This is a genomic window from Pseudomonas sp. ZS1P83 (assembly GCF_054897825.1).
On record NZ_CM142706.1, the window covers coordinates 2236573 to 2249508 of the forward strand.

A 12936-nucleotide genomic window follows, 5' to 3' on the forward strand; every position below is an offset into this window, starting at 1 on the left:
CTCCACATTCGGTTGATGAAACGAATCGATGATTTACAACGCCATAGCCAGGCCATTGGCGTGATCCCAGCCGACGCTCACTGCCGCGCCGTGTTCGAATGCATTGGCGCCGTGATCCTGCTGGCGCGGCACACGCACGCAGACCACGCCAAATGCTTGAGTGCGCACGCGGTATTCCGTGGAGCTGCCGAGGTAGATGCGGTCTTCCACGCAGCCTTGTAGCGTCACCTCGCGGGCCATGTCGGCGTTGGCGTCGGTGATGCTGATCAGCTCCGGGCGTACCGCGATGCAACCGTCGGCGTTCGCGCTCAGGGCTTTACCGGTGGGCGTCAATGGGCTGATCAGTTCCAGTCCCTGCTCGGTGCGCAATACCACCGAACTTCCGTGCAGGCGCCGAACCGTGCCATTGAACAGATTGGATTCGCCGATAAAGTCGGCCACATAACGGCTGGCCGGCGCTTCATAGAGTTGTTCCGGTGTGGCGGTCTGGATGATCGAACCGTTGTGCATCACGCTGATGCTGTCACTCATCGACAAGGCTTCTTCCTGATCGTGGGTGACCAGCACGAAGGTGATGCCAACCTCGCGCTGTAGGCGCAGCAGTTCGGATTGCATCTCCTTGCGCAGCTTGCGATCGAGGGCTGCCAGCGGCTCATCGAGCAGCAACACGGTGGGCTTGTTGACCAGCGCTCGGGCCAGGGCCACTCGCTGCTGTTGGCCTCCGGAGAGCTCACTGGGTTTGCGCTGGCCGAAGCCGCTGAGACGCACCATTTCCAGGGCTTCGTCCGCCATGCGCAGCTGGGTTTTTTTATCCGGCCGCGGGGTGCGATAGCGTAGGCCGTAAGCGATGTTCTGTGCCACCGTCAGGTGCGGGAACAGCGCGTAATGCTGGAACACCATGTTCACCGGCCGCTCGAATGCCGGCACTCCGGCAACGCTCTTGCCGGCCAGGCGCACTTCACCGTTGGTGGGCTGTTCAAAGCCGGCGATCATGCGCAGGGTGGTGGTTTTGCCGCAGCCAGAGCCGCCGAGGAAGGAGTGAAATGAGCCGCGTCGCACCGCGAAGTTCAGGCCATTGACGGCTGATACCTCGCCGTAGCGTTTGACCACATTGCAGAATTCGATATCGCTTGGCGAAGTGTCGTTCACGCTGTTGTTCACGAGGCGGGCTCCCTTGCAGTGATGAATCAGTGCGTCGGGTGCCAAACTAGCAATCGGGGTTTTGCCGTGTATATATCCCTTGGGGGATAGGAGCAGCTTCAAGCTTCAAGCTTTCAGCTTGCGGCTGCTCTCCTTGCGTGAGGTCGCGGATAAACAGTCCGAGCAGTTCGGACTGGCTGCCAATGCCTAGCTTGGCGTAGATGTTCTTGCGATGGATCTTCACCGTGCCGGGGCTGATGCACAGTTGTTCGGCCACCGAGGCGCTGGAGTGGCCGCGCAACAGCAGTTGGACAATCTCCTGCTCGCGCCTGGTGAGGATGTGCGCGCCGAACTGATCGAAGGCTTCGCGGATCTTGAAGTCCAGGTCCTGCGCCGGGCGCGGTTGCAGGGCCTGGCGCAGGCGCCAGGCTTCACCAATCACCTGTTCGACCACGGCTTGGGCGCACTCGATTAACTGCATTTCGTCACGGCTGAAGGCGCAACTGGTGGTGGAGCGCATCAGCGACAGCACCGCCATGGCGCCGCCACCGAGGTCGACGAAAAACGCCACTTCTTCAGCCAGCCCGGTTTGCTGGTAATACGTCAGGTAGTACTCGCCGAGGTAGAAGTGGTCGGGCGCGAACTGTCGCAAGCGCCATAGCCCCGGCGCCTGCCGGCGGGTGCAGGCCAAGTAGAACGGGTCGAGCAGGTAAGGCCCGCATTGGTAGTCGTCTACATACACCGCGCGCTTGTCTGCAGGGAAAGTGTCGAACAACGCCAGTGGCCGGTGTTTGCCTTCGTAGACAAACAGCACGAAATGATCGACCGGGCATACCTGCCGCAGCCAGTAGCTTAGGCCCGACAATCGCGCATGCCCGGCGGACAGTTCGAGCAGTTGAGCGACACCGGTGGTCCAGAGTTTCAGTTCCTTGGGGCGCATGGGGGCTTCAAACGAGGCAGGGCTGCGAACAGATGCACAAAGTGCGCCATGGCAGGGCCGGCCTTGTGTGGCCGGGAGGGCGGCGCAGAGTCGATGCTGCAGGCGCACCGCAATAGAGCCAAGTGTCACCGAGTGCTACAGGGCTGGTAACAGAGTGATTGAGTCGAATGGAGGGGTGTTTGGTTTGTGGTTGGTCAGTGACTACAGCTTTGATGGTCGCCGACCGGCCGGATGTGTTTCATGCCTCGGTCTGCTCGGCTATCTCCACCTCGATGCCGAGGTAACGCACAGTGCTTTCGAGCTTCGTATGCTTCAGCAGCAACTAGAAAGGCGTGCGCTGCCATTACCTGGCGAACATCGACGGTAGTGAGTTCCACGAGCTGTCGGAGCCGAGCTGTATCGCCACTTCATCGCGGTCTCGAGCAACAACAATGCCGCCGCCGTGGCCTTCGGAATCCGCGAGGAGAACATCTTCCCGATGTGGGACGGGTCGGCGGGCGTTACTCGCTGTGGTCGGCCATCGGTTTGCCGATCGCCCTGGCCATCGGCATGTTGAACTTCAAGGAAATGCTGTCCGGTGCCTACACCATAGACCAGCATTTCCAGAGCGCGCCATTCGAACAGAACATGCCGGTATTGCTGGCGTTGCTCGGAGTCTGGTACGGCAATTTCTGGGGCGCGCAAAGCCACGCGATCCTGCCGTACGACCTCTACCTGCGCAACATCACCAAGCACTTGCAGCAGCTGGACATGGAATCCAACGGCAAGAGCGTGCGCCAGGGCGGTACCCCGGTGACCACCGACACCGGGCCGGTCATCTGAGGCGGCGTGAGTTGCAACGGGCAGCACGTCTACCACCAGCTGCTGCACCAGGGCACCCAACTGATTCCGGCCGACTTCATCGTGCCGATCGTCAGTTTCAACCCGGTAGCCGACCATCACCAATGGCCGTACGCCAACTGCCTGTCGCAAAGCCAGGCGCGGGGGAGAGCAGGACTACATTCGGTACTGGGAGCCCGATCACGAAGATGCGTGGCGCCTTTAGTTGCAGCGACACCTTACTTGTTGGGTAGAAAACTTCGATCGGCAGGCGATTGCGATAATTGATGGGCAGTTCGCCGGTTACTCTTTGTGGATACCCGAGCAAGGTTGCGCGGAGCTTTGCACGATCAACGTCAGCCAGTCGTACAGGCCAAACGGCGTTGGTCGAGCGTTAGTTGACGCGAATGCGGTCATTGCCCGATATCCAGTATTTCATGGTCGTTGGCGCGGGCATTGAAGAGGGCGTCGACTCTGTTCCCGGGGGCAATGGCTGCACCTTGAACCTGGGCCAGGTCCGACCTAGATGCAGGGGGGTATGTCGAACTTTATTCAGCAGACCCGATGTCGCCTCCGCGAGTAGTGCCCAACTACTTCTCCGGTCCTTATGACACTGAAAGTCTGGTGGATGGTTGTCTGGAGGGTGAGGAGATCATGTCCCAGGCCGCTTTCAGACCCTGTCTTGCAAGGCGTCATGTGCCGGACGCGGCGGCCAGGTCTCGAGAAGCCATGAAAAAGTTCTGCCACGAAGAAGCACACGCGGCGCTGCATCCGTCAGGCACCGTTGTGAGTGGTTTCGATGAGTCATAGTGGACAGGTACGACGTCGCCACGTTCAACTTCAAAGGACAATAGGGGTAGAGATTTTAGGCCGCTCGTTTGGAAATGATGAATCCCGTCATTCTCCGAGCTGGACGCTGTGACCCAATCAGCCAAGCGGCAAGCACCGTGACGAACATCGCGGGCCATTGAACCCAATCCAAATAGGCCAACTCTTCACCTCGTGACAATTGAGAGTTCAGTCGACGCAAACTAGATGATGCATACAAATTGGTTAGCTCGTACTGGCACCTCTCTTCAAACTCCATCCCTCATTTCAAATGGACAGTTTTGTTCCTCGTCTGCGCTCGAAAATAGATGCCAGCGAGAGCAAAAAATTCATGTTTTTCGACGCAAAGTCAATAGATTTACCGCTCGTCAGCCTCTCGAATGAATTGTTTGAACATCAGCTGATTTTCCCCTGACAGATAAATGATGAGCAGACGAAATTTCCCTTCGTTTCGCTAATGGGAGAGCAACATGAAAGCAATCGTTTATAACGGCCCGCGCGACGTGAGCGTGCGAAATGTTCCGGACGCCAAAATCGAAAAACCTACAGATGTTTTGGTTCGAATTACCACGACCAACATCTGTGGCTCAGATCTGCACATGTACGAAGGCCGTACATCGATGGAGACAGGCCGAGTATTTGGACACGAGAATCTTGGTGAGGTAATTGAGGTGGGAGCCGGTGTTGACCGGGTAAAGGTCGGTGATCGCGTTTGCCTGCCTTTCAACATCGGCTGCGGGTTCTGCGAAAACTGTGAGAAAGGTCTGACCGGTTTTTGTCTGACTGCCAACCCAGGTAATGCCGGCGCTGCTTATGGATTCGCAGAAATGGGGCCTTATCAAGGAGGGCAGGCTGAGCTGCTCCGCGTGCCTTACGCGGACTTCAATTGTTTGGTGTTGCCGGAGGATGCGCAAGAGCGTGAAGACGACTACGTCATGCTGTCTGACATCTTTCCAACGGGATGGCACGCCACTGAGTTGGCAGGCCTATTACCTGGCGAAAGCATCGCTATTTATGGCGCCGGCCCGGTCGGTCTGATGGCCGCTCACTCAGCCATGATCAAAGGTGCCTCCCAAGTGTTCGTGGTCGACAATCATCCCGACCGTTTGAAGCTGGCTGCTCAGATGGGCGCTACTCCAATCAATTCGCTTGAGAAGGAAGCCGTAGATCAGATTCTCAATCTGACCCTTGGCAAAGGTACTGACCGCGGTTGCGAGTGTGTGGGTTACCAATGCTGCGACCGTCATGGGCATGAAGCAAATCACCTCACCATGAACAACCTCGTCGCTTCGACGAAGGCTACCGGCGGGATCGGTGTCGTCGGCGTGTTTGTTCCGCAAGACCCAGGTGCCAAAAATGAGCTCGCGAAGGAAGGCAAGATGGCCTTCGACTTCGGTGCTTTCTGGTTCAAGGGGCAGCAGATCCGAACAGGTCAAGCCAACGTCAAAGTATACAACCGTCGCTTGGCTGAGCTCATTCATCATGGTCGTGCCAACCCGGCTCAAATCATTTCTCATCGGCTGAAACTCGCTGAAGGGCCTGACGCCTATAAGCACTTCGATGCGCGTGACAATGGCTGGACAAAGGTTGTGCTCAAACCGGCTGCTTAAGTCGCTGAGCATTGATGCTTTTGCAGGCTCAGTAAGATCGCCGGCACTCTCTATCGTGAAAGCTAAGCAACCGAAAAGCCCGACTTATGGCGTTGTGTGCGTCTAAGTGGTGGGGCTGTCGGTGTGAGGGGAAATACAATGATTACGAACCATCGCAAACTGGCCATTGCACTGTCCGCCATTGGCGTCATCACTTTGCTAGGCGGGTGTGCTCGCGACCCTGACAAACCTTCAGTTTCTCAGCTTGCTGCCAGTGGTACCGAAAGCATGCTGCGCACTGATTCGGACATGCAGAAAGTTCTGAATAAATTTGCCAGCTTCGATGGCAAAGCAATTGAGAAAATCACGCCTGCCGAAGCTCGCAAGCAACCGACAATGGCCGACGCCGTCAAAGGGGTACTGGCAGACCAGAAACGCGACAGTGCGCCCACAGCACTTGTACCAGGCGTCACCACCCGTGAGATACAAGTACCTGGTGCCGTAGGCTCAATGCCCGCGACCGTTTATACACCGGAAGGCGCAGGGCCGTTTCCAGTGGTCTTGTATTTTCACGGTGGAGGCTGGGTCTTCGCCGACCGCAAGGTCTATGACGGCGGCGCGCGAGGCCTAGCAAAGCAGGCTAATGCTGTCGTTGTTTCTGTGGACTATCGACTCGCCCCGGAAAACAAATTCCCCGCTGCACATGACGATGCCCTTGCAGCTTACCGTTGGCTGACAACGAAAGCGTCTTCGATTAATGGTGATCCGAAGCGTCTTGCGCTTGCAGGTGAGAGCGCTGGCGGCAACCTTGCCGTGGCGACGGCAGTAGCAGCTCTTAAGGCTGGACTGACTGCTCCGAAGCACGTGCTGTCTGTTTATCCCGTAGCCCAGTCGAACATAGGCACCGAGTCGTACCTAAAGTACGCAGATGCGATTCCGCTCAACCGTCCGACAATGCTGTGGTTCATATCGCAAGTTACTACTAGCCAAACGGATACCAAAGACCCGCGCATCGACCTCGTGCACGCCAAGCTGCAAGGCCTGCCTCCGGTCACGTTGATCAACGCCGAGATCGACCCGTTGCGCGATGACGGTGCTCAGTTGGAACAGGCGCTGCGAAGCGCTGGCGTAAGCGTCGAACGCAGGCTCTATCCAGGCGTCACCCACGAGTTCTTTGGAACCGCCGCCGTGGTGCAAAAGGCTCAAGAAGCCCAGGTGTATGCCGGCGAACGTTTGAAGGCTGATCTGAAGAACTGACGCTCCCAAAAGAGCGAAGCCAATCTGCGCAAAGTTCGCCTTCTACGAGGGACTTTGCGCTAGAACAAAGCAGGAAAAATTGAGATGAACAACTGCAAGCAGTCGCTGTTCCTACGCATCTACAGCAGCTCGCAAGTCGGCCTCTTGCGCGAGACGCTTTTGTATCTCGATGCGTTGCTCGGCTGGTAACGTACCTAACACATACTCACTTGCAAGTTCGTCTATGTAGTCGGGATTGTCACCCTCTGGGCGTGATGTCATCCCATGCACTCCCGCAATGCAACGAGACTGCGTTTGATCCAGGCTTTGACGGTCCCCAGCGGTGCGCTTCTGCGAGATTTCTGAATACGAATAGCCATCTACATACGCGTGAAGGATGCGGTTGCGACGCGTCGGCTCCAGTTGCTCAAGGCACACATAAATACGTCCTGAACGGATTCGAGAATCAAAGGCGTCTACAGTCTCTGACGATGTATCCAGGGAGGCTGAAGCTTGCACTACCATTTCGCTTTTCTCGCTGACCTGTACGTCCCTGGCATTATCACGTATGAAGTTAAGCGCCAAATGCCGCGTCACGCTGAAGATACAGCCGCGCGCAGAACCCCGTGCCGGATCGAATTTGGTGGCACGAGTCCATATTTTGATAAAGGCATCGTGCACGATGTCTTCGGCCAAAGCGTTATCGCGAGCAATTCGCTTGGCTACACCCAAAAAGCGCGCACTTTCTTGCTCATATAAATCCCGCAATGCCGATGCTCGCCTCGTGCACAAGCAGCCAGACAGGCTTCATAATCGAATATGGGCTCAGGTAAAGACAAGGTTTCAGCCGTCAGCGAGTGGTTAATTCCCCAGCCCTCGGGCTGGGGTGCTATCGGAGCAGCGTAGACGACTTTAAGCGCTATCAGCCTGTTCTGGATCGTTGGCTTAATTGGCCCGCCCAAAAAATGTAGTCTGCCTGATATTTCACAATCTCCCTTTTGCCTTTGTTTGCGGGGGTGCATTCGTGCATGGGGGCTACACCACCTTTAATGGCTACCCGTTGGATGTAGGTGACACCGCTCATCGCGCCTTTGCATTCCGCAGGGTTCGCTTTGACCAACTGATAAGGGAGGTCGCTGGTACTCGTGGGTGCGACCGCCAGTTGCGTCCCCGTGATCTTAGAGCCGTCTTTGGCTTGCCAGGGGCAGGTGGTCCTAAGTAGGAGCCGACCTGTTTGCCGCTGCGATCATTAAGCACCGCCTTGGGTCCAATGAATGTCCATTCAGTCTGGCCGGCGGCGTTTGCTTTTTCGCGACACTCATACGTGATTTCGCCCACGCCCACGCCCACGGTCTCTAGCGCGACCTTATGACCCACCGGGACCTTGATGCCGTCCGGCAAATCGGTTTGCGCATAGGCAGCCGGTACTGTGACCAGTACGCAGGTGGCGGCGAGTGCATTTCTGACAATGCTCAAGAACTGTTTCGCGTTCATGCAAATCTCCAGAAAAGTAATCAATGCAGCTCAGCAGCTATGGCTACTCATCTGTACTACCCGCTGGAGAGCGAACTGGGTGCAGCTCCTTGTAAAAATATTGAAAGAGTGAAGTGAAGCGCCAATGGCGCTCCATCTCTGAGGTTCTGGCGTGCCCGCTTTTAAGGGGAAGTCTGGTTTTGAGGTATTAGCTGTACAAAATAATAATTTGGTATAACTTTTAAAGGCGTCTATTGAGTATTAACGAGGTCTTTGCATGGCTATGCAGACAGACCGCTTAATCCGCCACCTTATCTGTCTTGTTCTGATACTCCAGAGTGCAGAACTATTTGCTGATTGGCGCGAGGCATTACCCGATGCTCGTCGTATGGGTGGTGGGGAGATGCGAGTATTCGGTTTCTCCATCTACAGCGCGCAGTTCTGGAGCCCACGCCTGATTGCCGGAGAACCGCTGGGGGCAGATGTGCCCTTTGCGCTAGAGCTGACCTACAGTCGCGCTATTAGTCGCGATGATCTGGTTGAGGCCAGCATCAAGGAAATCCGTCGCCTTTCGCCCAACTCCCTGAATTCAGAGCTGATGGCTCGCTGGGAGTGGGAGATGCAGCAGGCGTTTGTCGATGTGCGCGCCGGTGACCGCATCACCGGAGTCTATATGCCCGGAGAGGGCGCACGTTTTTACGTCGGCGAGAACCTACAGCATGTGGTGAGGGATGATGCGTTCGCCAAAGCCTTTTTTTCCATCTGGCTTGACCCCCGAACACGCAACCCGGAGCTGCGCGCCCAATTGTTGGGCGCCGCTAAACCCTGAGACCGTTGAGGAAATGCACGTGTTGAAGATATGGATATTGCTGCCATGCATTGGCCTTGCAAGTTGCAGCCGGGTGGATGTGCACACCTACAGCCAGGAGACGCCCACGCTTGAATTGCGCGAATTCTTCGAGGGCAGGGTCGAAGCCTGGGGTATGTTTCAAAAGCGTTCTGGCGAGGTCACCAAGCGCTTCCACGTGGAGATCAATGGCCACTCCGAAGGTAGTAGGCTGATCCTCGACGAATCATTTACTTACAGCGATGGTACTAAGCAAAAACGGGTGTGGACGCTAACTCCAGTTGGTTCTAGCCAATGGCGCGGAACCGCTGGCGACGTGGTAGGCGAGGCGCTTGGTGAGGTGGCAGGCAATACACTGCGCTGGAGATATGTGCTGAGCCTACCGGTGGATGGAAAGGAGTATCAGGTTCAGTTGGACGACTGGATGTACCTAATGGACAAGAACACCATCATCAATCGCTCGTTCATGACCAAGTTCGGGGTGGAGGTAGGCCAGATCACCTTGTTCTTCCGCAAGTAGTCTTGAGTCAACGTGCATGCTGTCCGGCTGTCCGGCTGTCCGGCTGTCCGGCTATCCGGTGCAGCGCCGGCAGCAACATCGCCCATATCAATGCGATTAGCAGAGCGCTAGGCCAAACACCTAGCGGTAGACCCACGTCTGCTAACCTAGCGCCGCCTAAATATGAGAGCGGCCCGCCAAAGGCCCCTAGTAGGCAGCCCATCCACCAAGGCCGCTTTGTCCAGCTCAGGCTGTGACGCAAAGTGCTGGCGAAAAGCAGCCAAAGCATTGCCAGCCATAGCGGCAGAACAATAGTGGCATCTGAAAAGGAGAACAGCCCGAGGTGCAATAGAATACTGTCCAGGACCCAACCGCAGGTTGTCACTCGCAACAGAATGCGCCATTCATTTGGGTCGTTGGCAATCCAAAGCAGGTGGGTAGCTAGGCATGCGATTGCAATCAGCAACGTCCAAGGCCGTTGCGCACCAAACACGCAGGCGAACCAACCGAGTTGGAACAGCCCTGCGTTCAGCAACAACCGACCCCGCCTGCTCACGCCTTTAGGCCGAAGGGCTCCGGTCGTGCCCCGGGTTTGGCGAGTAATAGATGCGCGGTGCCGATACCTCGCTCTAGGAAGCCGCCTTCGCAGTAGCACAGGTAGAACTCCCAGAGGCGATAGAACGTCTGGTCGTAGCACTGTGCGATCAGTCCTGCGTGGCTGTACACGCGAACTCAGTTTATTCGTTCCTGCCAGTGTTCTTTGAGGTATTCGATGAACATCTTGACCTTGCGTGTATTACGTCGATGGGCCAGATAGAGCACATAGATCCAAGGACCAAAAGTGCTGGGTTCACGCCAGTATTCGGGCAATAACTGGACTAGTTCGCCACGAGCAAGATAAGGCGCGGCGCTCCACTGCGGGATGAATTGCAGCCCCTGGCCATCTAACAAGCAGGCCAGGAGAAAGTCGTAGTTATCGCTGGCCAAGCGTGGCGTCGGTTGAGTGAGACGAATCCTTTGTTCCCCTTGCTTGACCCACCAGAAATGTCGGTTGAGCAACGGGTGCCGAAAGATCAGCCAGTCGTGCTGTTGATAGCTTTCTAGCGAAACATCCTTGCCCCTGCGCTCTAGATAAGCCGGGCTTGCACACAGCAGCATTTGATTTTCCACGATCGGCTGGGCGATCACCCCCGGCAAGTCGATCGGGCCATCGCGCAGGGCGAGATCGTAGCCACCGTCCACCGGGTCGTCGAAGTTATCGCTCAGGTCTACCTCCAGATGCACCTGCGGATGCGCCCTTAGATAGCGACAGCACACTTCGTTGAGAAACGCCGGAGCGAAGGAGGGTGGCGCGGTAATCCTGAGGCCGCCGCGCAGCTCATGCTGCAACTGCTCGACACCTTCGGTCGCGAGTTGCAGTTGCATCAACGCCTGGCGTGCGCCTTCCAGATAAATCCGGCCCGCCTCGGTCAACTCCATGCGCCGTGTGGTGCGATCGAACAGGCGAGTTCCCAGTTCTTCTTCCAGTTGTGCAACAGCCTTGGTCAAAGCCGATGGGGTTTTTCCCAGCATGTCGGCGGCACGACTGAAATTCCCATGCTCGGCGGTGGCGACGAACATGGTAAGGGCGCTCATTTTGTCCATTGATCTATTCCTGTTGGGCACAGAAGTTGTGAGGAGACTGGCATTCAGTTATCGACTTGGCTTGGATAGTCTTCGCTACAGCCCAACAAAAATAAAGAGTTATCCATGAAGCGGTTACTGACTTTGGCGACGTCGATTGTCCTGGCCTGTTCCTCGATGGAAAGTATGGCGGCGGTCGACCTTATCCTGCACAACGCAAAAATCTACACCGCCGAACCTGGTCAGTCATTGCAACAGGCTGTCGCCGTTGAAAACGGCAAAGTGCTGCGCGTGGGGTCTAACGCCAACGTGCTGGCCCTCAAACAGCCCGGAACGCGGGTCATAGACCTGAGTGGCAAAGTGCTGATGCCCGGCTTCATCGACTCACACTCCCACACGGTCAAGGGCGGTCTGCAACTGCGTCAGGCCAACCTGGACGGGCAGATGATGCCGCTTGCCGAGCTGGAGAATCGCCTGCGCCAATGGCGCGAGGACGGCAAGGCCAAGCGCGGTGACATCCTCAGCGTCGGCGGATTGCCGTCGACCTACTGGAGCCACGTAGAGGCATTCGAACAACGTTTCAATCAGGGCGAATGGTCGGACACGCCGATTCTCTTCCTCGGATGGGACCTCCACACAGGGTGGGCCAACCGGGCCATGCTCCAGCGCGCCGGTATCGATGCCACACGGGTCAAGGCGTTAAAGGATGAGGAACTGAGCACCATCGGCCACCACCCGGACGGACCTCCAATTGGCTTCCTCGTCGATGCAGGCCTTTATCCGGTACAGGCATTGCTGCCAGCGCCGACCTTTGATGAATTGATGGCAGGCGCCCGTGCGGCACTGGATTATTACAAGAGTCTGGGCATTACCGGTTGGATGGACCCGATTGCCAATGAAATCCCCGGCGGCGACGTGAACAACCAGTCTGTCGGCGTGCTGCCAGTCTATAAGGCGCTAGCCGAGCGGGGTGAACTCAACGCCCATGTCGCCGCGCTGCTGATGGCAGACTCGAAAGCCACGCCGGGCGACCTCGATGCGCTGGACAAAGTGCGGCAGCAGTTTCTCGGCGTGACCAATCTGACCCTGCCGGGGATCAAGATTTTCGCCGACGGCGTGGCGGAAGTCCCAGCGCAAAGCGCGGCCATGCTTGAGCCCTACAAGAACTCTAAAAAGTCCGGCGAGTTACTGATCGACCCTGCGCACTTTGGTGAATTGGTCAGTGCTGCCGACGCGCGCGGCTGGCTGGTGCACATCCATGCCATCGGCGACCGCGCCGTGCGCGAATCCCTCAATGGTATCGAGCAGGCACGCAAGGATCGGCAAAGCGGCATTGCGCATTCCATCACCCACCTGCAAATGGTCAACCCGAAGGAATTTGCCCGATTCAAAAGCCTTAACGTCATTGCGTCCATGCAGCTGTACTGGGCGAGTGCCGATGAGTCGAGCATGGACCTGGTGAAACCTTACGTCAGCGCCATGGCCTTCATGTACTCGTACCCGGCCCGCTCGCTCCTGAAGAACGGCGCGACCATTGCCGGTGCCAGCGACTGGCCGATAACCACGCCGGACCCGTGGAAGGCGATTTACCAGGCGGTTAGTCGCAAAGGTCCCAAAGGCGTGCTCAACGCCGCCGAAGACATTGACCGGCAAACCATGTTCCAGGCGTACACCCTGAATGCTGCTCGCGTCCTGCGACTGGAGGACCAGATCGGCTCGCTCAAACCGGGTAAACAGGCCGACATGATCGTGCTCGACCGCGATGTCTTCCAGGTCAAGCCCGAAGGCTTGCGCGATACGCAGGTACTGCAAACCTTCTTCGCGGGCCGCGAGATTTTCACCCGCAAGCCCTGATTTTTCCAAGAGCACACCAGGCTCCTCCCATTATCGGGAGGCGGCTTCGGGCGTTATCGCGCCCAAATCATCAACGTTAAAAAGGAAC

Annotated in this window: 10 protein-coding genes and 6 pseudogenes; 8 read left to right on the forward strand and 8 right to left on the reverse strand. The window is 56.9% G+C overall.

The genetic code is table 11. From position 1 onward, the window contains the following. Positions 1 to 33: 33 nt before the first annotated feature. Positions 34 to 1161, reverse strand: coding sequence for an ABC transporter ATP-binding protein (locus ACYZT0_RS10855; protein ID WP_462045824.1), 1128 nt, complete (start codon positions 1159 to 1161; stop codon positions 34 to 36). A 46-nt stretch (positions 1162 to 1207) separates the two neighbouring features. Further along, complete coding sequence (locus tag ACYZT0_RS10860) at positions 1208 to 2080, reverse strand: response regulator transcription factor (RefSeq protein ID WP_462045825.1); 873 nt, start codon at positions 2078 to 2080, stop codon at positions 1208 to 1210. A gap of 326 nt (positions 2081 to 2406) precedes the next feature. Here ACYZT0_RS10860 and ACYZT0_RS10865 point away from each other — a divergent pair. The 5 genes and pseudogenes from ACYZT0_RS10865 to ACYZT0_RS10885 all read left to right on the forward strand — a co-directional run. After that, positions 2407 to 3061, forward strand: a pseudogene (locus tag ACYZT0_RS10865) (glucose-6-phosphate isomerase); the annotation flags it as partial. A 64-nt stretch (positions 3062 to 3125) separates the two neighbouring features. Next, a complete protein-coding gene (locus ACYZT0_RS10870) occupies positions 3126 to 3359 on the forward strand; it encodes a GNAT family N-acetyltransferase (protein WP_462045826.1) in 234 nt (77 codons plus the stop codon). Further along, positions 3319 to 3703 (forward strand): annotated as a pseudogene (locus ACYZT0_RS10875) (GMC oxidoreductase); the annotation flags it as partial. The gene ACYZT0_RS10870 and the pseudogene ACYZT0_RS10875, both read left to right, overlap by 41 nt. A gap of 494 nt (positions 3704 to 4197) precedes the next feature. After that, complete coding sequence (locus ACYZT0_RS10880) at positions 4198 to 5337, forward strand: glutathione-independent formaldehyde dehydrogenase (protein ID WP_462045827.1); 1140 nt, start codon at positions 4198 to 4200, stop codon at positions 5335 to 5337. A 138-nt stretch (positions 5338 to 5475) separates the two neighbouring features. Then, complete coding sequence (locus tag ACYZT0_RS10885; protein ID WP_462045828.1) at positions 5476 to 6573, forward strand: alpha/beta hydrolase; 1098 nt, start codon at positions 5476 to 5478, stop codon at positions 6571 to 6573. A gap of 114 nt (positions 6574 to 6687) precedes the next feature. On the opposite strand, the pseudogene ACYZT0_RS10890 reads toward ACYZT0_RS10885, so the two are convergent. The 3 pseudogenes from ACYZT0_RS10890 to ACYZT0_RS10900 form a co-directional block, all read right to left on the reverse strand. Continuing rightward, positions 6688 to 6834: pseudogene (locus tag ACYZT0_RS10890) on the reverse strand (RNA polymerase subunit sigma-70); the annotation flags it as partial. Beyond that, positions 6831 to 7391 (reverse strand): annotated as a pseudogene (locus tag ACYZT0_RS10895) (sigma-70 family RNA polymerase sigma factor). The pseudogenes ACYZT0_RS10890 and ACYZT0_RS10895, both read right to left, overlap by 4 nt. A gap of 83 nt (positions 7392 to 7474) precedes the next feature. Continuing rightward, positions 7475 to 8046 (reverse strand): annotated as a pseudogene (locus ACYZT0_RS10900) (DUF3455 domain-containing protein). Between the two features lie 256 nt (positions 8047 to 8302). On the opposite strand from ACYZT0_RS10900, the gene ACYZT0_RS10905 reads away from it, so the two are divergent. Together ACYZT0_RS10905 and ACYZT0_RS10910 are read left to right on the forward strand one after the other, a co-directional pair. After that, positions 8303 to 8854: a chalcone isomerase family protein gene (locus tag ACYZT0_RS10905; RefSeq protein ID WP_462045829.1), complete on the forward strand. Its 552-nt coding sequence runs from the start codon at positions 8303 to 8305 to the stop codon at positions 8852 to 8854. A 19-nt stretch (positions 8855 to 8873) separates the two neighbouring features. Beyond that, on the forward strand, positions 8874 to 9392 hold the full coding sequence (locus ACYZT0_RS10910) for a DUF3833 domain-containing protein (RefSeq protein ID WP_462045830.1): 519 nt from the start codon (positions 8874 to 8876) through the stop codon (positions 9390 to 9392). A gap of 7 nt (positions 9393 to 9399) precedes the next feature. Here ACYZT0_RS10910 and ACYZT0_RS10915 read toward each other — a convergent pair whose 3' ends face one another. From ACYZT0_RS10915 to ACYZT0_RS10925, 3 genes and pseudogenes are all read right to left on the reverse strand, one after another. Further along, on the reverse strand, positions 9400 to 9927 hold the full coding sequence (locus tag ACYZT0_RS10915) for a DUF2878 domain-containing protein (protein WP_462045831.1): 528 nt from the start codon (positions 9925 to 9927) through the stop codon (positions 9400 to 9402). Further along, positions 9924 to 10064, reverse strand: a pseudogene (locus ACYZT0_RS10920) (SAM-dependent methyltransferase); the annotation flags it as partial. The pseudogene ACYZT0_RS10920 and the gene ACYZT0_RS10915, both read right to left, overlap by 4 nt. Before the next feature lie 39 nt (positions 10065 to 10103). Further along, complete coding sequence (locus tag ACYZT0_RS10925; protein ID WP_462045832.1) at positions 10104 to 11015, reverse strand: LysR family transcriptional regulator; 912 nt, start codon at positions 11013 to 11015, stop codon at positions 10104 to 10106. Between the two features lie 105 nt (positions 11016 to 11120). Between ACYZT0_RS10925 and ACYZT0_RS10930 the strand changes: the two genes are divergently transcribed. Continuing rightward, on the forward strand, positions 11121 to 12848 hold the full coding sequence (locus tag ACYZT0_RS10930; RefSeq protein ID WP_462045833.1) for an amidohydrolase: 1728 nt from the start codon (positions 11121 to 11123) through the stop codon (positions 12846 to 12848). Positions 12849 to 12936 lie beyond the last annotated feature (88 nt).

Bases quoted from the DNA above. Each gene is read 5' to 3' on its own strand.
- ACYZT0_RS10885 (WP_462045828.1), top strand. From the start codon at position 5,476: ATGATTACGAACCATCGCAAACTGGCCATTGCACTGTCCGCCATTGGC.
- ACYZT0_RS10925 (WP_462045832.1), bottom strand. From the start codon at position 11,015: ATGGACAAAATGAGCGCCCTTACCATGTTCGTCGCCACCGCCGAGCAT.
- ACYZT0_RS10880 (WP_462045827.1), top strand. From the start codon at position 4,198: ATGAAAGCAATCGTTTATAACGGCCCGCGCGACGTGAGCGTGCGAAAT.
- ACYZT0_RS10905 (WP_462045829.1), top strand. From the start codon at position 8,303: ATGGCTATGCAGACAGACCGCTTAATCCGCCACCTTATCTGTCTTGTT.
- ACYZT0_RS10930 (WP_462045833.1), top strand. From the start codon at position 11,121: ATGAAGCGGTTACTGACTTTGGCGACGTCGATTGTCCTGGCCTGTTCC.
- ACYZT0_RS10860 (WP_462045825.1), bottom strand. From the start codon at position 2,080: ATGCGCCCCAAGGAACTGAAACTCTGGACCACCGGTGTCGCTCAACTG.